Source organism: Brevibacillus fulvus (assembly GCF_016908525.1).
GTDB lineage: Bacteria > Bacillota > Bacilli > Brevibacillales > Brevibacillaceae > Brevibacillus_G > Brevibacillus_G fulvus.
Genome location: NZ_JAFBEB010000007.1, coordinates 1 through 24744 on the forward strand (window position 1 = coordinate 1; position 24744 = coordinate 24744).

Here is a 24744-nt window from a genome sequence, read left to right on the forward strand (position 1 = left end):
TCCGACCTGCTCATTTCGGCGTTGGGTAGGGTGTTTTCCTCATTTTTCATGCTGAAGAGATGGTTGCAACTGACCTAAATCACCAGACTTCTAAAGTGAGTATGATAAAGAACACAAACAGATAAGCGTAGCGTTATATAACAAATGTGCTATACTAATTCAAGCGACGGCATCAGGTGCGGAAACAGGGAAAATGCGGTGTTGCGGGAGTTAATTCAGGAAATCATCCAAATAATGTGACAGCATGAATGGGTCATGTTGACGGGAGGATTCCTTACTTGTAAGGGTATGTATTCGCCAGCGTTGAAAAGGAGACTGTTATGAGGCCTTTGATTGGAATTTGCGCCAATTATTCCTATGATGAACGGATCGGCACAGAGGGCGCGATGGGAGCGCGCGGACAGGAATGGCAGGTATTGGCTGATGATTATATCAAAGCGGTTGAACGAGCGGGTGGCACGCCTGTTATTTTGCCGATAACGGAACGGCCGGAGACATTGGAGCGTATCCTGGATCTGCTTGACGGGGTCATTCTCTCAGGAGGAACGGATCTTGATCCCCGCTTTTACGGAGAAGCTCCCCATTTTGGCTTGGGTATGGTTGATGCACGCAGAGATGCCCATGAAATCGTTTTGGCTAAAAAAGTATTATATGGAACGGAACTGCCGATCCTAGCCATTTGCCGCGGGTGTCAGCTGCTCGCCGTTGTGAGCGGAGGCTCCCTTTACCAAGATTTGCGGACGGAACGACCGAACAGCTTTAATCACTCTCTGCCAAACGGACAAAAGGATCATCTCTCCCATAGCGTGACCGTCAGTGCACAATCGAAGCTGCACCATTTGTTTGCCGATGGAGAAGTGATGGTGAACAGTTTCCATCATCAGGCGATCAAACAGGCGGGTGACGGCTTTCAAATTACGATGCAAGCCCCGGATGGAGTGATTGAAGGAATCGAACAATCTGGTGAGCGTTTTGTGGTTGGCGTGCAATGGCATCCGGAAATGATTATCGATCAGGGGGAAGTTTACCAGCAATTGTTTCGGTTGTTTGTGGAACAGGCTTCATTGCGAAAAAATCAAGTTCAACTGAAAATCTGAACCTGTTTGGTGTTTTTGACCAAACAGGTTTTTTATTTGCTTTAACAGGAAGAAAATGGCATTAAACCAAATATGCGGAACAGGATGGCTCTTCGTAAAAAAAAAAATTTTGTGACGAAACAAAAGTGCGATTGTGAAAAATTTCGCATAAGATCAATAGTTTTTAATGTTATAGAAGTTAATTATTAGCAAAAATTATTATAATAATTATAAAATCAGCCCTTTACAAAAAATATCAGAGGTATATAATTCAATCGTCACAGCAGGACACACAATCTTACAAAAATCGACACGAAAATGACAAAAAGTTGGAGGGGATTTCCATTATGGCAGACGGAAAACAACCGCAAGACACCTCGCGCCGTAGCTTCCTGAAAAACTCGGGTATTGCAATCGGTGGGTTAATCGTTGGTGGGGTAGTCGGCGGAGCTTTGGGCGGCGGACAAAAAACCACACAAAAAGAAGAAGTGGAGAAAGTCGTTGAGAAAACCGTTGATTACAACCAAGCATTGATGTATTTCAACCAAGAACAGTTCCAAATTACAGAAGCTGCAGCTGAGCGCATCTACCCGAAGGATGATTTGGGACCAGGGGCGAAAGATTTGGGCGTTGCTTACTACATTGACCACCAATTGGCTAGTCCGTGGGGAATGAATGCAAAAGAATATATGCAAGGACCTTTCTTCCCTGACGCTCCGGCAAATTTGGGAATGCAAAGTCCTTTGCGCCGTCACGAAATTTTCAGCATTGGCTTGAAAGGTCTGGCAGACTACTGCCAACAAAAATACAGCAAGAAGTTCCAAGAGCTTTCGGAAGAAGAACAAGATGCCGTGCTGAAAGTTTTCGAAGAAGGCAAAGAATTCAAATTGGTCGGAACAACAACTTCCGCCTTTTTCAAATTGTTGCGCAGCGCGACCATTGAAGGGGTATATTCTGACCCGATGTATGGCGGAAACAAAGACATGCAAGGTTGGAAAATGCGCAACTATCCTGGTAACCAAATGGGTTACGCAAAAGACATTGAAAAAGAAGGACTCGTTAAATACGAACCGAAAAGCTTGCACGATCATATGAGCATGGGCAAATAATCACAGAAGGGATTGACAATAAATGGCTACTAAATTACCACATGTGCCTGTCGTTATCGTAGGTATGGGTTGGACAGGCGGTATCGTTGCTGCCGAACTGACCAAAGCGGGCATTAAAGTTGTTGGTTTGGAACGCGGGAAAGAAAGAAGCACCGCTGACTATTATATGGGACATGACGAATTGCGTTATGCGCAACGTTATGAAATGATGCAAGATTTGTCCAAAGATACCGTGACCATTCGTCACAACTTGAAAGAACGCGCACTGCCTTATCGTACCCACGGTTCTTTCTTGCTCGGTGATGGACTGGGCGGCGCTGGTTCCCACTGGAACGGCCAATCTTTCCGTTTCCTTCCTTATGACTTCGAAATTCGTTCCAAAACGATCGAACGTTATGGCGAGAAAAAGATTCCGGAAGGCATGACCATTCAAGACTGGGGCATTACCTACGATGAGTTGGAGCCTTATTTTGACAAATACGAAAAAATGGCGGGGATTTCGGGTGAGCAAGAACAAAACCCAATGGTAGGGAAACGTTCCAATCCATTCCCAACCGGCCCAATGAAAACGACGCCTTCGATGAAAATGTTTATGGAAGCGTCCAAAAAATTAGGCTATCATCCATATATTTATCCTTCTGCCAACTTGTCTGAAATGTATACCAACCCAGACGGTATCCAACGTGCAGCTTGCCAATATTGCGCATTCTGCGAACGCTTCGGTTGCGAATACGGTGCAAAAGCAGACCCGGTTGTAACGGTTATTCCGGTTGCGTTGAAAACAGGCAATTTGGAAATCCGTACGCAATCTACGGTTACTCGCGTGCTCCACGATGGCAAAAAAGCTACTGGCGTACTTTATGTCAATAACATTACCGGTGAAGAATTTGAACAACCTGCTGATATCGTGATGTTGGGTGGATTCGTATTTACCAACGTTCGTCTGTTGCTCAACTCCAAACTGGGTAAACCATACGATCCAAACACCGGTACTGGTGTAATCGGTAAAAACTATGCGTACCAATTGAGCGGTGGCGCTGGCGGTACCGTTGGTTTCTTCGATGACAAGGAATTCAGCAACTTCATGGGTGCAGGCGCACTTGGTGCCGAAGTTGACGATTTCAACGGCGACAACTTTGACCACAGCAATTTGAACTTTATCCACGGTGCCGGTATCCGGATTGCACAAGCTGGTGAACGTCCAATTGCCAACAACACTGTGCCAAAAGGAACTCCATCCTGGGGGAAAGAATTCAAACAACAATCGATCAAGTATGCTAACCGCGTGCTGAAAGTATCGATGCAAGGTTCCAGCATGCCATTCCGTCATCACTTCTTGGATCTGGATCCAACTTACAAAGACCAATTCGGCCTGCCGCTGTTGCGTATGACTTTTGACTTTGAAGAGCAAGACCGCGAACAAGTGAAATTCATCGCGCAAAAAACGGCCGAGATCATGAAAGAAATGGGTCCAACAACGATGCAAACGACTACGGAACTGAAACCGTACGATGTCACAGTTTACCAGTCCACACATAACACTGGTGGTGTTATAATGGGAAGTGATCCGTCCACCTCTGCGGTGAACAACTACCTGCAAATGTGGGATGCTGAAAACGTATTCGTTGTAGGCGCTTCTGCATTCGCTCACAACAGTGGGTACAACCCAACCGCTACAGTTGGTGCATTGGCATACCGGACCGCTGAAGGTATCCTGAAATACATCAAACAAGGCGGAGGCTCTTTGGTATAATGTAAAATAAACCTTAAAACTGGGGGGGTGTTTATGCAAAACAGCGAAGAAGTGGTTGCCCATCTGACGGAGTTGCGCAAGCGTTTGATTATCATCATTGTCGGGTTCATTTTGTCGCTATGTATTGGGCTCTACATTTCCCCCGACATTTTGAGGTTTATCAAGACGCAACCGGTTGCCATTCATATCGTTTGGAACGTATTTTCGTTTACTGACGGTATGTTCATTTACATGAAGTGCGCTTTTTTGGTCGCGATCTTGATTACATTGCCGCTCGCTTTGTATCAGGTTTGGGCATTCGTCAGACCTGGGTTGACGGATGAGGAAGCAAGAAAAACGATTTGGTTTGTTCCGTTTTCCTTTATCCTGTTTATCATGGGGATTGCCTTCAGTTATTTTGTCGCTTTCCCGATGATGGTTTCCTTCTTGTCCACGTTGAACAAAAGCATCGGGGCTGTGGAAACTTACGGGATCGACCGATTTTTCTCATTCATGTTCAATGTTGTTTTCCCATTGGCAATCGCGTTTGAGATGCCGGCAGTGGTTCTTTTCTTGACTCGCCTCGGATTGATCAATCCGCTGCAGCTTAGAAAAGTTCGCAAGTTTGTTTATCTTGGTTTGGCAATTATTGGCGCAATGATTTCGCCGCCCGATTTTGTGTCACATTTATCCGTTACCGTCCCTTTGATTCTATTGTTTGAAATCAGTATACTTATCTCAGCCTGGTATGTACGTAGAGCGAACAACTCACCAGTATCTGAGGCCATCAGCGAGGAGGAAAAAGTCCATGTTTAGTAACATCGGAATCCCTGGATTAATTATTATTTTGGTTATTGCTTTAGTTGTGTTTGGTCCAACTAAATTGCCGCAGCTGGGACGAGCTTTAGGTGATACCTTGCGCGAGTTCCGTTCTTCTACGAAAGGCGTAGTAGATGATATCACCAGTGAAGTCAAAGGCGAGGACGAAAAAAAGGCTGACAAACAATAAGCAACAATCATACGAAAAAAGGCAGATTGCGAGCTGTTCGCTGTCTGCCTTTTTTTTGTGCGGTTTTTTCGTCAGGCTTGTCAGCGTTCCGGCTATTCGCGCAGTTCGCTGAGCGTTTCCTGCCAACGGTGAATAACGGAGTCGGGGTCGTGTAAAGCAATTTGGATGCCGGAAGTCAAGCTCGCATATTTGGCGATATCGGTCTTCACCCAGTTTACCGTGGCGGCAAATCGCTCCCGCGGATGTTTGCTGAAGGACAAAGGAGGAAGCTCTTGCAGGGAAAGCCGAACATAGTGCGCTTTTCCTTTATACACGGCAACCAATGTCGCTTGTCCTGTCCGCCGGATATTTTGCACGGATGTGGTCGCTGGCCACAAAGATAGGCGCAGGTTTGTCCGATTGACCGCCAGTATTTCCCCGACACTGAGCATGGCGGGATGAGGCCAGCCTTCTTCCGTCATTGTCACCAGCATCATCGCTTCATGCTGCTTTTTCCCCAAATCATTGCCATCGAGAAGTTCAAACAGTTCCTGATCGATTTCAGCCATGTATCATCAACCTTTCCTTACTCATTATCGGAGAAGCCTGATTTGTTGACAAGGCAGGCAGCTTAACCGGAAGAGAGGTATTGTCAATTGACAGAATTATAAATTTTTTTGGCGGCCTGCGATACTTTTTTTGCGCTTTTGTTAGTAAGATTAACTAACTCTGCTTCTTACAACAAAAAATAGGAATAAGGAGGGATCGGATTGAAAAGAGGACGACTCGCGGCTAAGCTATGGACGGTCTTTGTCTGCACTGCGCTCTTATTCAGTTTGGCCGGTCAAATTGCTCCATCAACCGCCTATGCTGATCGGGGAGCGATCGATCTGTGGAAATCGATTAAACCGTTGACGACGATTGCCAGCGCGATGAATACAGGCGCTCACCCCGATGATGAACACAGTGCAATGCTCGCTTATCTTTCGCTGGGACAGGGGGTTTTTACGTCAAGTGTCATCGCCAACCGGGGAGAAGGCGGACAAAATGAAATTGGCAGTGAGCTGGGCAATGCGCTGGGGATTATTCGCACGCGTGAACTGCAGGAAGCTTCGAAGATTACCAATGTTCATTTGGAGCATTTGAGCGAAAAGCTGGATGATCCCATTTATGACTTCGGTTTTTCCAAAAGTCCGGATGAAACGTTGGCCAAGTGGGGGGAGTCGGTCGCCTACGAGCGGCTGATTCGCAAAATCAGGGAAATTCGGCCTGATGTGGTCATCCCGTCCTTTCTGAATGAGCCGTCCACCCATGGGCATCACCGGGCGATCAATGTCATTACCGTGCGTGCTTTTAAGGATGCGGCTGATCCGTCTGTTTATCCGGAACAGCTCAAAGAAGGACTGGAACCTTGGCAAATCAAGAAACTGTATGTGCCGGCAACGGAAAAGGACTATGATGTCCGCATCCCGGTTGGCGATTATGATCAAATCTATGGCGCTTCTTACGTCCAGTTGGGGGAAGAATCAAGGTTTATGCATAAGAGCCAGGGGATGGGCCGCAATTATGATGAAGGTCCCAGCTATGATTATTACCGTCTGGAATCATCGACCGCACCCGCCGGCAACAAACAGGAGAGCAGTTTCTTCGAAGGAATCGCTTTTACCTTTGCCGATCTGGCGAAGGAAGCGGAGAGCAAACAAGGCGGGCAGGCCGTTGCGCAGCAGTTGAAGTTGTTGCAAAAGGATGCCGATGAAGTGATTGCCGCCTATCCCGACTTTGCCGCAGTCGCCCGCGAAGTCCACGAAATGAAGAGCGATGTGAATGCCGCGATCAGCCGGGTAAACGCATCCTCGCTGGACCATCCGACAAAAGTTGATCTGCTGCATCGGCTGGAGGTGAAAGCCGATCAGTTAAACAAGGCAAGTCTGGAAGCGACTTCAATCGTGGCCAAGCTGAGACCGGAGTCTGGCGAGCTGGTTGCCGGACAGACGGCAAAAATGACCGTGACGGCGTATAACGGAGGTACGCTTCCGGTTGAAAATGTGCAGCTATCTTTGCGTGTTCCGGCAGGATGGCAGCTGAAAGCGCTGACAAATCCCCGCTTCGCCAAGCTGAATCCGAATGCGACGGCAACGGTGACCTATCAGGTGAGCGTTCCGAACAATGCCGCGACTTTTGATCCATATGCCAAACCGATCGTCGTGGCGGAAATGCGATATGAAGCGTATCGCTCCATGACCGCCGTTACGATCGCACCCGAGGAAACGGTTGCGGTGCTGCCAGCGTATTCGCTCAGCCTTGATCCAAGCGAAACCGTGTTGAATACATTGAAAGCAGACCAACCGATTCCCGTAAATGTGACCGTTAAAAACTACCGTCCTGGCAAAGCCAAGGCGAATGTGTCCTTGCAAGTTCCCGAAGGTTGGACGGTGGAACCGGCGCAGCAAGAGCTGACGTTTGGCGCAAAAGGCGAAGTCAAGTCGCTTGCCTTTACCGTCCATCCTTCCGCAACGGTGAGCAATGGAAGCTATACGATTTCCGCAGTGGCCAGGGACGGTTCGTCGTCCGGCAGCAGGAAGGTGCAAGTCATCGAGTATCCGCACATCGGGAAAACGTATTATGTTCAACCGGCGACATTAAAGATTCAGGCATTTGACCTGCACATCCCCGACAAGCTGAAAGTCGGCTATGTTTCCAGCGGGTTTGACAATATCGACCAGTACTTGCGGCAGTTGGGCATTCAAGTTGACGAGCTCGATCAGAAAGCGATCGAATCCGGAAATCTCAACCAATACGATACGATCGTTTTAGGGATACGCGCTTATGGCTTCCGCCCGGAACTGATTGCCAGCAACCAACGGCTGCTCAAGTATGTGGAAGATGGCGGAAACCTGGTGGTCCAGTATCACAAACCGGAAGACAACTGGCAGCCCAGTCTGGCTCCATATCCGATTACAATCGGCACGCCGTTGATCCAATGGCGGGTGACCGACGAGAGTTCAAAAGTAACCATGCTGGCGCCGGATCATCCGCTTTTTACCACTCCCAATCCGATTACGGAAGAGGATTGGAATCACTGGGTTCAAGACCGTTCCGCTTACAATCCATCTGAATGGGGGAACGAGTATACCGAGCTGATTTCGAACGGGGACCCGGGTGAAAAAGAGTTTACCGGCACCTTCCTGACCGCCAACTACGGAAAGGGCACCTATACGTACAGCTCTCTCGTCTGGTACAGGGAGATTCCCAGTTTGGTACCGGGAGCCATTCGCCTGTTTGTCAATATGATCAGTTTGCATCAATGAAAATGTTCACCACCTTGCCGGAACATTGGCGTCCGGCAGGGTGGTTTTGTTTTGTGCTTGTACGGGTAAATAACAGAGAGACGGTACGAATCCAATACTAGAAAAAAGTGGGAAAATACGATGTTCGCGAAAAAAGGAGTAACGTTGCGCACGGCCATTGTCGGACTTGTGCTGCTCTGTGTCATTATGCTGTTTGGCATCAGTGTTATCGTCGTTTATCATGCAAACAAGAAACGGTTGGTCGAAGAAAATTTGAACATCAATCGAGTCTATGCTGAAAAGTTGGCAGATACTACGAGTCAATTGTTCCAGGGAATGCAACAAACTTTGGGTCTGATGGCACCGGAAATCAGCCTGGTGTTAGCCGATCCCAAACCGTTAGCGGAAAAACTCGAGATCATCCTGAAAGCGAATCAAAACTTCAATTCCATTTTGGCGGTTTCTGCGGAAGGCAAATTGCTGGCCTCCGCACCCGATCAGGGAATTGCCGATATACAACTCAACTCTTCAGGCGTCAATGATGCCCTGAGGGAAAAAAGATTTCTCATCTCCAATCCATATCAAGGAATCACTGGGCGGCTGATTTTGCTTGTATCCGAACCGTTGTGGGACAAGCAAGGCAAGTATGCCGGATTTTTGGCAGGAACGATTTATCTTGAACAAGACAACGTTTTGGAGCGCAACCTGGGAACGCATTTTTATAAAGATGGTTCTTATGTTTATGTGGTCGATAGCCAAGGAAGCATTCTTTATCATCCAGACAGGAACCGAATCGGCGAGAAGGTGAATGCCAATCAGGTCGTGCAATTTTTGATGCAGGGCAGTGAAGGCTCTTTGCAACTGACCAATACGCTAGGCGAAGAGATGCTGGCTTCCTTCTCCTATATTCCGCTGAGCCGATGGGGAATTATCTCGCAGACGCCGTTGCAGATTGCGCTCCAACCGAACCAGGAAATGGTTCGGATGATGATCAAGTATGCTTGTCCATTTTTTCTGCTCATTTTGCTGCTCTCCGTTTTTTGGGCACATCAAATCGCTGTTCCGCTGCAACGATTGGCCGAATATACGGAAAAATCGCTGGATGAGGAGGATGAATGTCCGTTTCCGGAGTTTCGGCCTTGGTATTACGAAGCCAAACAACTTGCCAAAACGTCCCGGCTAACGGTGGAACATCTGCTCGAACGCAAAAACGAGTCGTTGACGGATCCGCTGACCGGATTATACAACCGGCGGGCGGCGGACAAACTGATTCGGGAATGGACGGAGCAAGGCAAGCCGTTTGCACTCGCCTTGATCGACGCGGACCGCTTCAAGCGGATCAATGATCAACTGGGCCATCAGGCTGGCGATGAAGCGTTGCGCTTTTTGGCGAACTTCCTGAAAGAAAATGTTCGGGAAGGCGATCTTTGCTGCCGTTACGGCGGAGAAGAGTTTTTGCTGTTATTGGCCGGACTGGAAGGAAAGGATGCCTGGGAGATCGTCGACGACATCCGGAGCAAACTCAGCAGGACAAGCAGCCCGATTGGTCAGCCGCTGACCATCTCGGGCGGAATCACCCTGTTTCCGGCACACGGGGATACTCCCGAAGCCTTGATTCATCTGGCGGACAAAAGCTTGTATCAGGCCAAAGAGGCGGGGCGAAACCGGACGTTGCTGTACTGCTAAATTTTTTCCATATGTAAAAATGCTCAAAAATTGGTTTCAAAAGTGGAAACTAGTGGAATAAGAATAATAAGTTGGAACGGGTAAAGGGTGAAACGGTGTGCAAGAATTATCCAAGCATAAGTGGATTCAATGGAGCTTATTGTTGCCGGGGATTTTCTGGTTGTTTATAGAACTGACGAAACTGGCTGACATGGCCGTTGCCCATCAAATGATTTCTCAACAAGCTCTCTTACACTTGCATCTCGTTGGTCATTTCTATTTGTTTACCACAGTGGTCGTCCTGCTCATTGTATTAATTGTCAGACGCAGACAACTGCGGGAGAAGGACGATCAGTTAAAGGTGTTGTTTCAGCGTGCCAATGACATGATTTATTTGTATGAGCTAAACGAAAACGGTCAGCCGTTGCGATTTACGGAAGTAAACAACTATATTTGCAAACGCTTTGGCTACAGTCGAGCAGAGTTTTTGAAGTTATCCCCCATCCAGCTTATTCCGGAAGACAGCAAAATAGCATTTCTGCAAAACAGCCAACAGTTAATGAACACGGATTATGCGACATATGAGGTCGTCTACGAGACAAAGAAAAAAAATCGGCTCATTTGTGAAGTGAATACGCAGGCGTTCACACTAAATGGAAAACGGGTCGCTTTGTCAATTTCCCGGGATATTACCGAGCGAAAAAAAATGGAGCAAGTTTTATTGGAAACCAATCAACGGCTACGATCCTTGTTTGATCACAATCCGGATGCCGTCTTTACCGTCGATCTTAATGGGCGGTTTATCACCATGAACAGTGAGGTTATGAGACTGTCAGGATTTGAGCGGGAAGAAGTGCTGGGGATGACGTTTCTTCAGGTCGCGCGAGACGAAGACAGGTCCAAATTGCTCTATCATTTTGCCAAGGCGATTCAGGGCGAAATTCAAAATTTTGAAACAGTGATTATTCAAAAAAATGGGGAACCAATCGATTTGGAAGTCCGTACCGTGCCGATCGTCGTCAACGGCAAAATCAGCGGGCTGTACGGGATTGCCAAAGCGATTACCGAGCGGAAAAAGGCGGAGGAAATGATCACCTACATGGCCTACCATGACTCCTTGACCGGTTTGCCCAATCGGCGGTCATTGCTGATGCGTTTGGAAAAGGAGCTGGCCGCCGCCAAAACGGAGCAGCGCTCATTCTATTTGCTATTTTTGGATATGGATCGGTTTAAAAAAATTAACGATTCCCTGGGTCATGTATTTGGCGATCTTGTGCTGAAGCGGTTCGCCGAACGGCTGCAAGAATCAATCGGCGGCGTCAATTATGTTGCCAGATTTGGCGGCGACGAATTTGTCGTGTTATTGCCGGACATCGGGGAATTTACGGAAGTCAATAATATTGTGGATAGGATCGTTCGCTCTTTTAACAGTCCATTGCTGGTGCGCGATTTTGTGTTGTATTTGTCTCCGAGCATTGGGATCGCGCGCTATCCCCACCATGGGGAAGACACAGAGACGTTGCTCAAAAATGCCGACATCGCGATGTATCACGCAAAAACAAAAGGGAAGCGACATCAGTATTATTTGCCGACTGAGACGGACAAGCCCTTTCAGGAAGTGCAGCTGGAGAATGATCTGCGTCAGGCGATTGAGCGCAATGAATTTTATCTTGCGTACCAGCCTCAGTTTTCGATGAAATCGGGGAAAATCATTGGCATAGAGGCGTTGATCCGCTGGAAACATCCGCAAAACGGGATCATTCCGCCTAATGATTTTATTCCGCTGGCCGAGGAGACGGGCCTGATTGTGCAAATCGGCAATTGGGTGTTGCGCAGGGCGTGTGAGCAGATCAAGGACTGGAATCAACGCGGCTATCCGCCGTTGCATGTATCGGTGAATTTGTCGCTCGGTCAATTTTTGGACGGTCATCTGGTGGAAATGATCCGGCAAATCTTGCAGGAAACCGGGATTGCGCCGGAACATCTTCAACTGGAAATTACCGAGAGCATGACCGCGGATGTGACCTACACAATCGAAACGTTGCACCAGCTGAAACAACTCGGCGTTCGCATCAGCATGGACGATTTTGGAACAGGGTACAGTTCCCTGAGCTATTTGAAAAACTTCCCATTGGATCAGCTGAAAATTGACAAGTCGTTTATCAAAGATGTGTTGAAAGATGAAAAGGATGTGGCCATCGTCAAAACGATTATCAAACTTTCGCACAATTTGGGCTTAGAGGTCATTGCCGAAGGAGTGGAAAATTTCCAACAACTTGCGCTGCTGAAGGAAAATCAGTGTGACAAGATACAGGGCTATTTGGTCAGCCCGCCCATTTCGGCGGAGCAAATCGAGGAAAAATACTTGCAAGTTCCCTAATTTTCAACGGGTATTCCGTTAGTAGACGGAGTGCCTGTTTTTTATGAAACGAGAGGCGTTGCCAGTCTCTCGGCTGGAAGACAGAGCCTTTTTGCAACTCAACCAGATTTGACTGCAAACTGATAAAATTCTAATTGTTTTTTAAAGATTCCGTGCTTAAATAAGAGAAGGTTAATCATGGGCGAAGAGAGGGAGATTCCCAACATGCGCCGAGTCGGTCAAGGATAGGGGAGGTACTGAGTTTGAAGCTGAAGAGATTGGCATTCACAGCTTTTATCATCGCAAGTATTATCGCTGCCGGTTGTTCTTCCAATCAACAAGGGCAAGCGGGAAGAATGGGGCAAGGGCAAAATGCCGTGCCGGTTGAGGTAAAGAAAGCGGCAACGGAGGATTTTAGCCTCAACGTTTCCCTCAGCGGACGATTGGAAGCGAAACAGCAGGTCGATTTGACGTCCAAAGCTTCCGGCAGAATCAAGCAGATTTTCGTGAAGGTGGGCGACTCTGTCAAGGCGGGGCAGCCGATTGCCAAGTTGGACGACGAGGAAGGCTTGGTTGACCTTCAGCGTGCGGAGGCTTCCTACACGTTGGCGAAAGCGAGATATCAAGAGACAAAAGAGGGAACTCGCGCCGAAGATATTGCCAAGTCGGAGAATACGTTGAAAGAATTGCAAAGCAAATATGAATCTGCGAAAAGAGATTATGAACGGAACGAAAGTCTTTTTAAGGAAGGGGCGATCACCTCAGCTGAACTGGAACAGGCCCGCCTGGCGCTGGTCAGTGCGCAAACCAGCCTGGAAAACCAACAGCAGCAGTTGAAGATGGACAAAGAGGGGCCTACGGAAAACGCTTTGCAACAGGCGGAAGCGGAATTGAAGCAATCTGAGGCAGATTATGCTCTGGCGAAACTGAATTACCAAAACTTGACCGTTACTTCGCCCATCGATGGGGTGATCGGAGCGCTTCCGGTGTCGGTTGGCGATCAGGTTGGCACGAGCACGGTTGTTGCTCAAATCATTAATTTGGCCATGATGAAAGTGAAGACGAGCGCGACAGAGGGCCAGGTGTCACTGTTCCACGTCGGACAAAGCGTCGATGTGGCGGTTTCTTCAGTCGACTTGAAGACCAAGGGGACGATTGCCTCTGTCAGCCCGTTGGCAGATGATACGAAATCATATCCGATTGAAATTGAAATTCCCAATCCCGATTTGAAGGCAAAGGCTGGCATGATCGCGACGATCAATGTGGCAGCCAACAAACGGCAAGCACTGGTTGTACCGCGCGAAGCGGTGATGTCGGAAGGCCAACAATATTATGTATATGTGGTTGAGGACGGCAAAGCGAAACAGGTAACGGTGGAAGCCGGAGAATCTGACGGAGAACGGATGGAAATTTTGTCCGGATTGAAGGGCGGGGAAGATGTTGTGGTCGCTGGACAAAATACGGTGATGCCGAACGCGCCGGTTACGGTCGTCGATCCGAAAGCAAAATCGCAGCAATCCGAAGGAAATGGAAAAGGGAACGCAGATGGAAATGGTCAAACGAATCAACAACAGCGTTCCGATCGTCCGGAAGGCAGTGCAAATCAAAAAGGTTAGGTGATACCCATGCATATTTCCCAACATTCCATTCGTCGTCCGGTCACGGTGATGATGGGTGTCCTGATCGTTGTCCTTCTCGGGATCATTTCTTTAACAAGAATCCCAATCGATCTTTACCCTGATATCGAAATCCCGACCGTTGCGGTGATTACCAGTTATAGCGGCGTTGGGCCGGAAGAGATCGAAAACCTGGTGACCAAGCCGGTTGAAGATGCGGTCGCTACGGTGTCCGGCGTCAAGTCGATCACATCCAACTCCCGCGAAGGTTCTTCGCAGGTGATTGTCGAGTTTGATTACGGCGCTGATTTGGACGAAGCGATTTCGGATATTCAGCAAAAAGTCGAGCGGGCCAGACGGTCTCTCCCCGATGATGCGGACGCTCCGTCGGTCGTACGATTCGACCCGAACAGCACGCCTGTTTTGACGCTGGCGATCTCGTCCGATATGAAGGCCGATCAGCTGAAACGATTCGTCGACGACCAGATCGTTCCTTATCTGGAGCGGGTCGACGGTGTCGCTTCCGTTGACGTCTCCGGCGGGGTAGATCGAGAAATCAAAATAATCGTCAATGACAAGAAGCTGGAGCAGTACGGCTTGACCGTATCGGATCTCAATACCCAATTGCGCAATCAAAATCTTGATGGCTCAGGAGGGAAAGTAACCGAGGGCGGTATCTCGTATCAGGTTCGCTCGATCGGGAAATTTGCTTCCATCGATGATATTCGCAAAGTGTCCATCCCGTTGCAGGGCGGCGGCCATATCTTCCTGGAGGATATAGCCGTTGTTCAGGATGGTTATAAAGATATTTCGGTGGAAACAAAACTGGACGGAAAAAACACCGTTACCGTAACGATTATGAAACAATCCGGCAGTAACACTGTCGCCGTTGTTGACAATATCAACGAACAGTTGCAAAACATTCAGGAAACGATGAGCGGCAACTTTTCCTTTGTCAGCATTTCAGACCAATCGAAATTTATTCGCGCCTCCATTAACACGCTGGAGCATGACACGTTGATTGGCGGCTTGCTGGCGATTATCATCATCCTCGTGTTCCTGCGCAGTCTGAGCAATACGCTGATCATCGCCACTGCGATTCCGATTGCCGTCATCTCCACGTTCGCGCTGATGTTTTTCTCGGGAATGTCGATCAACACGATGAGCTTGGGCGGATTGACGCTGGGGATCGGGATGATCGTCGATGACGCGATCGTTGTTCTGGAAAATATTCATCGCCATCGGGAACGAGGAGCAAGCATTGTCCAGGCGGCGGTCGAAGGGACGAAAGAAGTTTCGATGCCGGTTATTGCGGCGACGTTGACGACGATCGCGGTTTTCTTGCCAATCGTCTTTGTCGAAGGGGTAACTGCCCAGTTGTTTAAAGATTTGGGCGTCACCGTGTCTTTCTCCCTGATCGTATCCTTGGTCGTGTCGCTGACCGTCACGCCGATGCTGGCGACGAAATGGACGGCAGCCGCCAAAGCAAATACGCATTTTGAGAAATCAGACGGCAAGCTGGTTTCCGCCTATCGCAAGCTGTTGCGTTGGGCGCTCGGACATCGCAAAACGGTTGTCGCCATTGGCTTGGCTTCATTGGCAGCCGGAGTGGCGCTCATTCCGTTTCTCGGTTCGGAGTTCATGCCTTCTTCCGATCAGGGACAGGTGAACGTTTCGATCCAACTCCCGACCGGTACCGAACTGGAAAAAACGAGAGAGGTCATGAACCAGGCTTTGGCCACGATTGAAAAGGTTCCGGAAGTAAAATCGATTCTCTCCGCCTTGGGGACCTCCAACGCGACACGCGGCAGCAATAATGCTTCGGAAGAAAACGCTTCGTTCTTCCTGCAGCTTTCCGACTTGTCGGAACGCTCGCGCAGCACGGCGGAAATCGTTGACGATTTGCGCAAAAAGTTAAATCGCTTCCCGGGAGCGCGTGTGAGAATCAGCGAGGTTTCCGGAGGTTCGTTGCCGTTTATGGGCGGTGGTGGCGGCGGTGCGGGCGGTTCCGGACCGATTGCCTACGCCATTCGCGGCGGTGATTCGGAAAAATTGAAAGAGTTGGCGGAACTGCTGACCGATCAGATCAGCACGGTCGAGGGCGTTCGCGAGGCGGACAATTCCCTGGAGCAGTCGACGCCGCAAGTGCAAGTCAGGATGGATAAGGTAAGAGCGGCAGAGCTGGGAGTGACCCAATCGATGATTTCCAGCACCGTGTCTACCGCCTTGAATGATCAGGTTGCCACTACTTACGAGACAGACGGCACAGAAATCGATGTGAGCATCGTACCGGAAGATGGCGACAATACACATATTGAGGATATCGGCAATTTGTTGATTACCACTTCCAATGGAGAAAAAGTGCAGCTGAAAGATGTGGCCGAAGTGGTCATGGGAGAAGGGCCGCGATCGATTTCCCGTTACAATCAGGCGCGGACCGTGACAATTATGGCGCAGACCGCTCCCAATGTAGATTTGGGCACTGTTTCAGCAGCGGTCGATGAAGTGGTCCGCAGCTACCCGCTGCCTGCCGGTTATGCGATCGAGAAGCAAGGGACAACCCAACAGATGGACGAGTCGACGAAAAGCATGCTTTATGCCTTTGGACTGGCGATCGTGTTGGTCTACATTATTTTGGCTGCCCAATTTGAATCGATGGTTTATCCATTATCGATCATGCTGTCGGTGCCGCTGTCGATTTTCGGGGCAAGCTTCAGCTTGTGGATTACGAACAGGCCGCTGAGTATCCCCGCATTTATCGGGTTGATCCTGTTGGTCGGGATCGTAGTGCGCAATGCGATCGTTTTGATCGACTTTACCAATATTTTGCGGGGGCGGGGAACGGATCGCACGGAAGCGCTGCTGATTGCGGGTCCGACACGCCTTCGTCCAATCGTCATGACCACGCTGACCACGTCTTTGGGGTTGCTGCCGCTGGCGATGGGATTGGGTGAAGGCAGTGAAAGCCAATCGCCAATGGCGACGGTTGTGATCGGCGGGCTGCTGCTCTCAACCTTGCTGACATTGGTTGTCATACCGGTTGTTTACTCCATTTTGGATGATATGTCCATCAGCATGAAAAAAACATTCCGCAAATGGCTGCCTGCCCGCAACAAAGCGATCCCGCAAGCGGCAGACAAACAAGCGTAAGGGGTCCGAATCGAATCAGCCGGGCTGACTATATACTGGCGTGAGCATCATTGTGCTCATCGCCAGTTTTTTTATTGAATGGAAGCAAGTGTCAATAGGTGTTGGCGGAACCAATGGTGGGAGTCCTCATATGATGAACAGAGCAAAAAATACGACACAGGAGGCAGTGCATGTATCCGATTTACCCCTATTACAGCAAGGAAGTCAAATGTCAAGAAGTGCCGATCACTTTTCCCCCCCAGCATCAGGAGGTTCAACCGGGTTTGGAATATTTGATGGTACCAGCCCCGATTTCAGATAACCCGTATTACCGCGGCTCCGGCAAACTGGCAAACAAAGTAGCGATCATCACCGGCGGAGACAGCGGGATTGGCCGGGCGGTCGCGCTCGGTTTTGCCAAAGAGGGGGCGGACGTGGCCATCGTCTACCTTAATGAACAGCAGGATGCCGAGACGACGAGACAAATGGTGGAACAGCAGGGGCGGCGCTGTCTGGCGATCGCTGGGGATTTGCGACAAGAAGCGTTTTGTGCCCAGGCAGTTCGCCAAACGATTGATACGTTCGGCAAACTCGATATCCTCGTGCTCAACCAGGCCGTCCAGTTTCCGCAGGAAAGTATCCTCAACATTACGGCGGAGCAGCTCGAGAACACGTTTCGCACCAACATCTATCCGCATTTCTATCTGACCAAGGCGGCGCTGCCCCATCTTCGGCCGGGCAGTTCGATTATCAGTACCGCTTCGGTCACAGCTTATCATGGCGAAAAGACACTGATTGATTACTCGGCGACGAAAGGAGCCATCGTCTCGTTTACCCGTTCGCTTTCGTTATCGCTGGTAGATCAGGGTATCCGTGTGAACGCGGTTGCGCCGGGGCCGATTTGGACACCGTTGATTCCGGCCAGTTTTTCCGCGGAGCGCGTCAAAAACTTCGGAGCCGATGTACCGATGAGAAGGGCCGGACAGCCGTTCGAGTTGGCGCCCACATACATTTATCTGGCTTCCGACGATTCCAGCTATGTTACCGGCCAGGTTCTGCACGTCAATGGCGGTACAATCGTCGCCTCCTGATTGCCGGTTCAGCCCGTCCGAAAAGTCCGGAGGATGATTGGTTGCTTCAAGCTGGAGGAAAACCGGCCAAGAGGATCGCTGCAACGAAAACAAGCTGCAGTACCGTTCGGACAGCCAGACGGGGAGTAGGCCGACCGCCGATCGTCAGTTTTAGGCGAGCGGCTCGAACATTGGCAGGAAACATGGCGATTAAGAGCAGGGCGAGACAGATGGAAGCGGCTGGGGAAGTGGCAGGGAGCAGGATGCCGACCGCTCCCGCAATTTCCAGCCAGCCTGTCACCGTGACGATCCATTCCGCCTTGGGAAACAGGGGGGGAACCATCCGAATGAGGTCAGCCCGTCTTTTCCCCCAATGAGCGGACGCGGTTAGCAGCAGCATAATGGCGACGGCGGCCTGCAGACAGGTCGACCATTCGGCGAAGGCAATAAACCCGACTTGGCCAAAAAGCCGGAACAATACAAAAGAAGCGACAAGCGCAACCAATGGAGCCATCTTTATTCCTCCTTCCAAACGGTCAAGAGGGGACGTCTTATTTGTTCAGCCCGCAGCCGGACTGCAAAACGTGAATCATAAAGGACGAGAAATCTTGCGATGTATAGGTGGGAGTCAATAACGGAAAAGCGGAGCGAACTCGCAGCCCGAGCGACAGCAGCACAAACAGTTCGGCTGTTTTGCCCGGATCGACCGAGGGGGGAATCACCTGATGCTGTTGGCCGGTTTCGATCCACTGCTTTGACCGCTGCACAGCCAGTTCGTAAAATTGCTTCAGCACGTTCGCGACAGCGGGCTCATCTTTTTTGCCGATCAGGTAAAGCAGCACCTGATTGATCATTTCCTCGGGATCTTCCAGCAAAGGTAGCCGATGGACAATCTGTTGCATAGGTCCTTCAAATGTTTGCGGGCCGTGTTGGACCTCGTTCAGAAACCGCGCATGCGTCTCTTCCAATCGTTCCTGCAGCACCCACGCAAAGATTTCGTCTTTGCTTCTTACATAGTGAAAGATCGCCCCTTTAGACAATCCGGACTTCTCCATAATGTCCTTCATAGTCAGCGAGTGACACCCTTTTTCCTTGATCAGCGCTTTTGTTGTATCGAGCAGCAGCTGAATGGTTTGCTTCCGGCGTTCTTCTTGCTTCAAAACGATACCTCCCATGTTGCAACGCGTCTGTCATCCATTATAAATACCAACCGGCGGTTTGTAAATTGTTAACAACAAGCTGTTTCATATTTTTGGATCTATGTTAAGTACAACTTTATTTTATCTGAATTAATGAAATAGTTTGATTATTACGCGATGTTATACTATAATTTCCATTAAATACTTTGTTAGGGAAGTTTACTAATTAAAGAGGTGGTCGGACTGCTCGAAAAGACGCGAACAGGCAGCAGCAAATTGCTCAAGTGGATCAACAAGGCGGAAATTTTATCCCAATTAAAGGAACACGGGCAAATCTCCCGGGCAGAGCTGTCCAAACGGACCAAATTAAGTCGGCCTTGCGTTTCTTCCCTGGTCGAAGAAATGATCGAAGCGGGCTTAATCTGCGAAGTGGGAATCGGGCATTCCACGGGCGGGCGAAGACCGATCTTGCTGGAATGCAATTATCAGGCTTACGCGATCGTCGGGGCCATTTTTGACGGAAGCTTGCTGCAGATGGCCTTAACCGATTTGCGAGGCGAAGTGCTGGCTGATTGCGAGACGCGGCTGCTCTCTCCTTTCAATGGAGATGAAGCTTTACAGAAATTGGCGGCAGGTTTGCAGATACTGATCGAAAAGAGCGGTTATCCCCGCCAACGGCTGCTCGGCATTGGCGTCGGGCTGCCGGGGATTACCCAGCGCCGGGAAGGAACAATCAGCTTTTCGCCCAGCACCGGCTGGACGGGGCTGCCTGTCAAACAAGAGATTGAACGCAAATTGGGCATCCCCGCCTTAATTGATAATGACGTCAATCTGATGGCTTTGGGAGAGTATGTGGAAGGGGTCGGCACCGGTTCGGCGACGATGGTTTATCTTTATGTAGGGACAGGGATCGGCTCCGGCATCATGATCGACGGGCAATTATATCGCGGGGGAAGTGAAGCGGCAGGCGAAGTGGGCTTTATGATGATTGGCCCGAACTCCGGCAACAAGCTGACGGGAGCGGGTGTATTCGAACAAAACTATTCCACTGCTGCCATTCTTGCTAGAGCAAAGGGGTTACTCTCTGGTCTTGATGAAGGCTCGAGTATTATACAACAGCTGATCGCCTATGCCAATCAGGGAAACACGGCGGCAAAACAATTGCTGGATGATACTTATCGGCATTGGGCATACGGGTTGGCGAACATCGTCAGCGTGCTTAATCCGGACTTGCTGGTATTAAGCGGAGAGATGATCCATATCGATGACAAAGGGGTGAAACAGATCAGCGAATTGCTGGAACAGTCGATTCCGGTGATGCCCCGCGTGAAAAAAGCTGCGCTTGGCAATCGCGCCGGGATGGTGGGGGCAGTTCACAGTGTTTTGGAAGCGTTTTTTTCCGCAAAACTGATGAAAGAGTAAGGGAAAAGGGGGATTCATTGATGAAAAAGGCAAAATGGATTCACGGATTGTTTGCCGGATCGTTGTCGCTGCTGCTGGCGGCTTGCGGAGGAGGAGGAGAAGCGCAGCCGACGGCAAACCAGGCAAGTCCTCAGGGCGAGCAGACCTCCGCCGAACCGGCCCAGCCGGCAGAGGGCAGCAAAAGCTTGGTGATCTACACGGCGCGGGATAAAAATATCTTTGAAATCGTACTGCCCAAATTTAAGGAAAAATATCCGGATATCGAAGTGGAAACGTTGGAGATGGGCGCCCAGCAAATTCTTGAGCGGGTGCGCGCGGAAAAAGCCAACCCGCAGGCCGACTTCTGGTGGGGCGGAACCCAATCCGCTTTAAGCACGGCGGCGAAAGAAGGCTTGCTGGAGTCGTACAAACCGACCTTTGCCGACAAGATTCCGGCTGAATACAAAGACCCGCAAGACCGCTGGTACGGAGAAATGCTGCTGCCGGAAGTGATCATGTATAATCCGCAGGCTTTAAAACCGGAGGAAGTGCCGAAAGACTGGGACGATCTGATTGATCCCAAATATAAAGACAAAATTGTCATTCGCGGCGTTTTGCCATCGGGAACGATGCGGACGATCTATGGCGCGATGATTTACCGCCAGGACCCGAATGATCCGCAAAAAGGTTATGAATGGCTGAAAAAACTGGATGCGAACACGAAAGAGTACACCCAGGACCCGACTAACTTGTACTTGAAACTGGATCGCCAGGAAGGGGCCATCTCTTTGTGGAACCTGCAAGATATCCTGCTGCAAAGCAAGAAAAACAACCATCCGTTTGACTTCGTCTATCCGGCAAGCGGCGCTCCGATTCTGGTAGACGGCGTGGGTATCGTCAAAGGGGCGAAAAACATGGATGCCGCCCAGAAGTTTTATGAATTTTTGTTCAGTCCGGAAATCGCCGCCCAGCTGGCCAAGGAACGCTTCCAGTTCCCGTCGCGCACAGATATTTCCAAGGATGACTTGCCAGACTTTATGAAAAATCTCGAATTGAAGCCGCTGGAACTCGATTGGGATGTGATGGCCGAGAAGGACAAGGAATGGATGGAATACTGGGATCAAAACATCAAGGGCAAAGGGGCTCAATAACCGCAAGCGCTCTTGTTTTTTAAGGCAGGGACGCCCGCTCAGCAGGCAAGGGGCTGGGCTGGGACGTCCCTGAAATCTGCCTGTGGAATTACGGATGGTTAGGGGAGGAATACCTGATGAGCAGCGTAACACTAGACCATGTAAGCAAACGCTTTGGCAATGTGAAAGGCGTCGAAGATGTACACATTACCATTCAGTCAGGGGAATTCTTCACTTTTTTAGGCCCCAGCGGCTGCGGGAAAACGACTACGCTCCGCATGATTGCCGGATTTTATTTTCCGAGTGCGGGGCGGATTCAATTCGGCCAGCAGGATGTAACCCATTTGCCGCCGCACAAGCGAAATACTGGAATGGTTTTTCAAAACTATGCGCTGTTTCCGCACATGACTGTTTTTGAGAATATTGCCTTTGGTTTGCAAGTTCGAAAATTGCCCAAACAGGACATCAAGGAAAAAGTGGAACGGGCGCAGCGATTGGTTCATCTGGAAGGATACGGCGAGCGCAGAATCGATCAGCTATCCGGCGGACAGCAGCAGCGGGTCGCGCTGGCTCGCGCGTTGGTGATCGAGCCGCAAATCTTGCTGCTCGATGAACCGCTGTCCAATCTGGATGCCAAATTGCGGGAAGAGACGCGGTACGAGATCAAACGCTTGCAGTCCGAACTGGGCATCACCACGATTTATGTTACCCATGATCAGGCGGAGGCGATGTCGATGTCCGACCGGATCATGGTCATGCAGGGGGGAGAAGTGCAGCAGATCGGGACGCCCTATGAAGTGTATCATCGTCCTGTTAACCGTTTTGTCGCTTCGTTTATTGGGGAGACGAATCTTTGGGAAGGCAAAATTGTCGCGACTGACGGGAATCTGATTCGGGTTCAGGTGGCGCCGGAGATCGAGCTGGTTGGCGATCGCGCCAATGCTTCCGCCATCGCCAAATTGCAGCCAGGTGAGACAGTGACCTTGTCAATCCGCCCGGAAGCGGTGGAGGAGGCAGGGGAAGCGGATGCGCCTGCTTGCAATCAACTGGCGGGCGTTGTAGAGGTTGCCGAGTTTACCGGAGCAAGCGTTAATTACGTGACCAAGATCGAGTCTCTGCAGCTTCGCAGCATGTTTGTCAATCGGGGAAGCAGAGTGAAACAGGCGGGGGAGCCCATCCGTCTGCGCATTCCAACCGAAAGCATTTATTTCATCGGATAAGGGGGGGAATCGATGAAACCGGAATTGCAACAAACACCGTTGCCGACGCTGCCAAAACGCCGCGTTTCCTTTGCTTCCTCGCCTTATTTTGTGTATGTGCTGGTCGCCCCGTTGTTTCTGGTCTTGCTGGCCTACGTCGTCTATCCGCTGTTTCAGACTTTTGTCGCCAGCGTTCAAGTTGATGGCCGATTGTCTTTTGAAAATTACCGCGAGTTTTTCAGTCTGGAACACAGTTCCAACCTGGAGGCGCTTTGGACCAGTATTTATATTTCCGTATTAAGTGTGATCACTTGCGGAATTGTCGGCGTGTCGCTGGCATTTTTGCTGGAGCGCTATGAATTTCCCGGCCGCAAAATATTGTCCGTTCTGGCATTGGTGCCAATGGCTTTACCGCCGTTAATCGGGGTTTTATCGTTTACGTTTTTATACGGCGAAAGCGGGATCATTCCCCGTGCCTTGAAAGAACTGTTCCAGCTTGAACAGGTTCCCTTTTCGTTAAAAGGTGTCTGGGGAGTATTGGTTGTCCATACGTTTACGATGTATACCTACTTTTTTATGACCGCTTCGGCGGCGATCAAGGGACTGGATCCTTCGCTGGAAGAAGCAGCCGCCAATCTCGGGGCCAATCGGCTGACAATCTGGCGGCGGGTGATTTTGCCGATGCTTACGCCATCGATCGTCGCCTCTTCCTTGCTTGTCTTTATGATCGCGATGGCTTCTTACACCGCTCCGCTCGTCTTTGGCATCGACCGGACGATGACGATGCAGGTGTACCTGTCGCGAACCAATGGATCACTGGACATGGCTGCGACCCAATCGACAATTTTGTCTGTTGTCTCCATCCTCTTCCTGCTGCTGATGCGCTGGTACCAAGGTGCCCGCAACTATCAAAACATGAGCAAGGGGATCAGCGTTCACCGGACAGAGGTTAAGAGCAAAACGGGCAAATATGTCGCGATGGTTCTTTCCTTTATCGCCATGGTGATTTTGCTGCTGCCCATACTGGTGCTGGTGCTGATCTCTTTTTCAGTCGATGGCACCTGGACGGTGCAAATCTTGCCGCCGGAATATACGGTCAGCCATTATCTGGAATTGTTTACCGATAGTCAGACCTGGCGTCCGGTAGTCAACAGCTTCAAGCTAAGCGCCATTGCTACCGCCGGCATTGTCGTATTCGGCGTGGCGGCCGCCTATGCGATGGTTCGGCTGCCTTTCCGCGGAAAAACGCTGCTCGATGTACTGATCATGGTTCCCTGGGCATTGCCGGGAACGGTAGTGGCGATCAATTTGATCACCGCATTCAGCGAGCCGACCATCTTCAGTTTTCAACAGGTGCTGATTGGGACGTTCTGGATGATACCGTTGGCGTATTTTGTCCGCCATTTGCCGTTGGTCTTTCGCTCAACCTCGGCTACGTTGCTGCAAATGGACCGTTCTGTCGAGGAAGCGGCCCGCAATCTGGGAGCGTCCTGGTGGTACTCTTTCCGCAGGGTCGTTTTGCCGATGGCCCTGAGCGGGGTTTTGGCGGGCACACTGCTGGCATTGGTGCAATGTATCGGTGAATTTGTCGCCTCGATTCTGATTTTTACGACGAAAACGATACCGCTGTCGGTCGCCGTTTATCAACGGATGTACTCGTTTGAATTTGGCACTGCTTGTGCTTATGGCGTACTGCAAATCTTGCTGATTATCCTCGTGCTGTTTGTGACGAAGCGGTTTATCGGCGACAAGAATGGTCCGGTAATTTGACACACGCAGAAGAAACGACCGGCGTAATGATGAAGTAAAACGATTATCAGCAGACAAACGAGATGTCAAGCGAT

General features: G+C 50.0%; 18 protein-coding genes. 15 read left to right on the top strand and 3 right to left on the bottom strand.

All coding sequences use genetic code 11. The features are described from left to right. Window positions 1-320: 320 nt before the first annotated feature. The 5 genes from JOD01_RS11185 (at window position 321) to JOD01_RS11205 (ending at window position 4926) form a co-directional block, all read left to right on the top strand. Window positions 321-1097: a gamma-glutamyl-gamma-aminobutyrate hydrolase family protein gene (locus tag JOD01_RS11185; RefSeq protein ID WP_204518420.1), complete on the top strand. Its 777-nt coding sequence runs from the start codon at window positions 321-323 to the stop codon at window positions 1095-1097. Between the two features lie 326 nt (window positions 1098-1423). Continuing rightward, window positions 1424-2185 carry a gluconate 2-dehydrogenase subunit 3 family protein gene (locus JOD01_RS11190; protein ID WP_204518421.1) on the top strand — a complete coding sequence of 254 codons (762 nt, stop codon included), beginning with the start codon at window positions 1424-1426 and terminating at the stop codon, window positions 2183-2185. Between the two features lie 22 nt (window positions 2186-2207). Then, window positions 2208-3938, top strand: coding sequence for a GMC family oxidoreductase (locus JOD01_RS11195; RefSeq protein WP_204518422.1), 1731 nt, complete (start codon window positions 2208-2210; stop codon window positions 3936-3938). Window positions 3939-3971: 33 nt separating this feature from the next. After that, entirely contained in the window at window positions 3972-4733 is a 762-nt protein-coding gene (tatC, locus tag JOD01_RS11200) for a twin-arginine translocase subunit TatC (RefSeq protein WP_204518423.1), read from the top strand. Then, window positions 4726-4926, top strand: coding sequence for a twin-arginine translocase TatA/TatE family subunit (locus JOD01_RS11205; RefSeq protein WP_204518424.1), 201 nt, complete (start codon window positions 4726-4728; stop codon window positions 4924-4926). Before tatC ends, JOD01_RS11205 begins: the two co-directional genes overlap by 8 nt. Window positions 4927-5018: 92 nt before the next feature. On the opposite strand, the gene JOD01_RS11210 is transcribed toward JOD01_RS11205, so the two are convergent. Further along, on the bottom strand, window positions 5019-5474 hold the full coding sequence (locus tag JOD01_RS11210) for a pyridoxamine 5'-phosphate oxidase family protein (RefSeq protein ID WP_204518425.1): 456 nt from the start codon (window positions 5472-5474) through the stop codon (window positions 5019-5021). 201 nt (window positions 5475-5675) lie between these two features. Between JOD01_RS11210 and JOD01_RS11215 the strand changes: the two genes are divergently transcribed. From JOD01_RS11215 to JOD01_RS11240, 6 genes are all read left to right on the top strand, one after another. After that, a complete protein-coding gene (locus JOD01_RS11215; protein WP_204518426.1) occupies window positions 5676-8213 on the top strand; it encodes an NEW3 domain-containing protein in 2538 nt (845 codons plus the stop codon). Window positions 8214-8333: 120 nt separating this feature from the next. Then, complete coding sequence (locus tag JOD01_RS11220; protein ID WP_204518427.1) at window positions 8334-9878, top strand: sensor domain-containing diguanylate cyclase; 1545 nt, start codon at window positions 8334-8336, stop codon at window positions 9876-9878. Between the two features lie 97 nt (window positions 9879-9975). Next, on the top strand, window positions 9976-12237 hold the full coding sequence (locus tag JOD01_RS11225) for an EAL domain-containing protein (protein WP_204518428.1): 2262 nt from the start codon (window positions 9976-9978) through the stop codon (window positions 12235-12237). Window positions 12238-12479: 242 nt separating this feature from the next. Beyond that, window positions 12480-13832: an efflux RND transporter periplasmic adaptor subunit gene (locus JOD01_RS11230; protein ID WP_204518429.1), complete on the top strand. Its 1353-nt coding sequence runs from the start codon at window positions 12480-12482 to the stop codon at window positions 13830-13832. A gap of 9 nt (window positions 13833-13841) precedes the next feature. Next, window positions 13842-16982, top strand: a complete 3141-nt coding sequence (locus tag JOD01_RS11235; RefSeq protein WP_204518430.1) for an efflux RND transporter permease subunit — start codon at window positions 13842-13844, stop codon at window positions 16980-16982. Window positions 16983-17152: 170 nt separating this feature from the next. Beyond that, window positions 17153-18052, top strand: coding sequence for an SDR family oxidoreductase (locus tag JOD01_RS11240; RefSeq protein ID WP_204518431.1), 900 nt, complete (start codon window positions 17153-17155; stop codon window positions 18050-18052). Window positions 18053-18098: 46 nt separating this feature from the next. Here JOD01_RS11240 and JOD01_RS11245 read toward each other — a convergent pair whose 3' ends face one another. Together JOD01_RS11245 and JOD01_RS11250 are read right to left on the bottom strand one after the other, a co-directional pair. Then, window positions 18099-18545, bottom strand: coding sequence for a DoxX family protein (locus tag JOD01_RS11245; protein ID WP_204518432.1), 447 nt, complete (start codon window positions 18543-18545; stop codon window positions 18099-18101). Between the two features lie 37 nt (window positions 18546-18582). Further along, entirely contained in the window at window positions 18583-19191 is a 609-nt protein-coding gene (locus JOD01_RS11250; protein ID WP_204518433.1) for a TetR/AcrR family transcriptional regulator, read from the bottom strand. Between the two features lie 222 nt (window positions 19192-19413). Between JOD01_RS11250 and JOD01_RS11255 the strand changes: the two genes are divergently transcribed. The 4 genes from JOD01_RS11255 to JOD01_RS11270 all read left to right on the top strand — a co-directional run bounded on the left by JOD01_RS11255 (window position 19414) and on the right by JOD01_RS11270 (window position 24670). Further along, window positions 19414-20592, top strand: a complete 1179-nt coding sequence (locus tag JOD01_RS11255; RefSeq protein WP_204518578.1) for an ROK family transcriptional regulator — start codon at window positions 19414-19416, stop codon at window positions 20590-20592. A gap of 20 nt (window positions 20593-20612) precedes the next feature. Beyond that, window positions 20613-21722: an extracellular solute-binding protein gene (locus JOD01_RS11260; RefSeq protein WP_204518434.1), complete on the top strand. Its 1110-nt coding sequence runs from the start codon at window positions 20613-20615 to the stop codon at window positions 21720-21722. A gap of 116 nt (window positions 21723-21838) precedes the next feature. Beyond that, window positions 21839-22921, top strand: coding sequence for an ABC transporter ATP-binding protein (locus tag JOD01_RS11265; protein WP_204518435.1), 1083 nt, complete (start codon window positions 21839-21841; stop codon window positions 22919-22921). 12 nt (window positions 22922-22933) lie between these two features. Beyond that, a complete protein-coding gene (locus tag JOD01_RS11270; RefSeq protein ID WP_204518436.1) occupies window positions 22934-24670 on the top strand; it encodes an ABC transporter permease in 1737 nt (578 codons plus the stop codon). The last annotated feature ends 74 nt before the right edge of the window (window positions 24671-24744 follow it).

Excerpts from the sequence above, each read along its gene's own strand:
- JOD01_RS11185 (WP_204518420.1), top strand. The coding sequence starts at position 321 with ATGAGGCCTTTGATTGGAATTTGCGCCAATTATTCCTATGATGAACGG.
- JOD01_RS11190 (WP_204518421.1), top strand. The coding sequence starts at position 1,424 with ATGGCAGACGGAAAACAACCGCAAGACACCTCGCGCCGTAGCTTCCTG.
- JOD01_RS11195 (WP_204518422.1), top strand. The coding sequence starts at position 2,208 with ATGGCTACTAAATTACCACATGTGCCTGTCGTTATCGTAGGTATGGGT.
- JOD01_RS11270 (WP_204518436.1), top strand. The coding sequence starts at position 22,934 with ATGAAACCGGAATTGCAACAAACACCGTTGCCGACGCTGCCAAAACGC.
- JOD01_RS11245 (WP_204518432.1), bottom strand. The coding sequence starts at position 18,545 with ATGGCTCCATTGGTTGCGCTTGTCGCTTCTTTTGTATTGTTCCGGCTT.
- JOD01_RS11205 (WP_204518424.1), top strand. The coding sequence starts at position 4,726 with ATGTTTAGTAACATCGGAATCCCTGGATTAATTATTATTTTGGTTATT.
- JOD01_RS11240 (WP_204518431.1), top strand. The coding sequence starts at position 17,153 with ATGTATCCGATTTACCCCTATTACAGCAAGGAAGTCAAATGTCAAGAA.
- JOD01_RS11260 (WP_204518434.1), top strand. The coding sequence starts at position 20,613 with ATGAAAAAGGCAAAATGGATTCACGGATTGTTTGCCGGATCGTTGTCG.
- JOD01_RS11235 (WP_204518430.1), top strand. The coding sequence starts at position 13,842 with ATGCATATTTCCCAACATTCCATTCGTCGTCCGGTCACGGTGATGATG.
- tatC (WP_204518423.1), top strand. The coding sequence starts at position 3,972 with ATGCAAAACAGCGAAGAAGTGGTTGCCCATCTGACGGAGTTGCGCAAG.
- JOD01_RS11265 (WP_204518435.1), top strand. The coding sequence starts at position 21,839 with ATGAGCAGCGTAACACTAGACCATGTAAGCAAACGCTTTGGCAATGTG.
- JOD01_RS11210 (WP_204518425.1), bottom strand. The coding sequence starts at position 5,474 with ATGGCTGAAATCGATCAGGAACTGTTTGAACTTCTCGATGGCAATGAT.
- JOD01_RS11220 (WP_204518427.1), top strand. The coding sequence starts at position 8,334 with ATGTTCGCGAAAAAAGGAGTAACGTTGCGCACGGCCATTGTCGGACTT.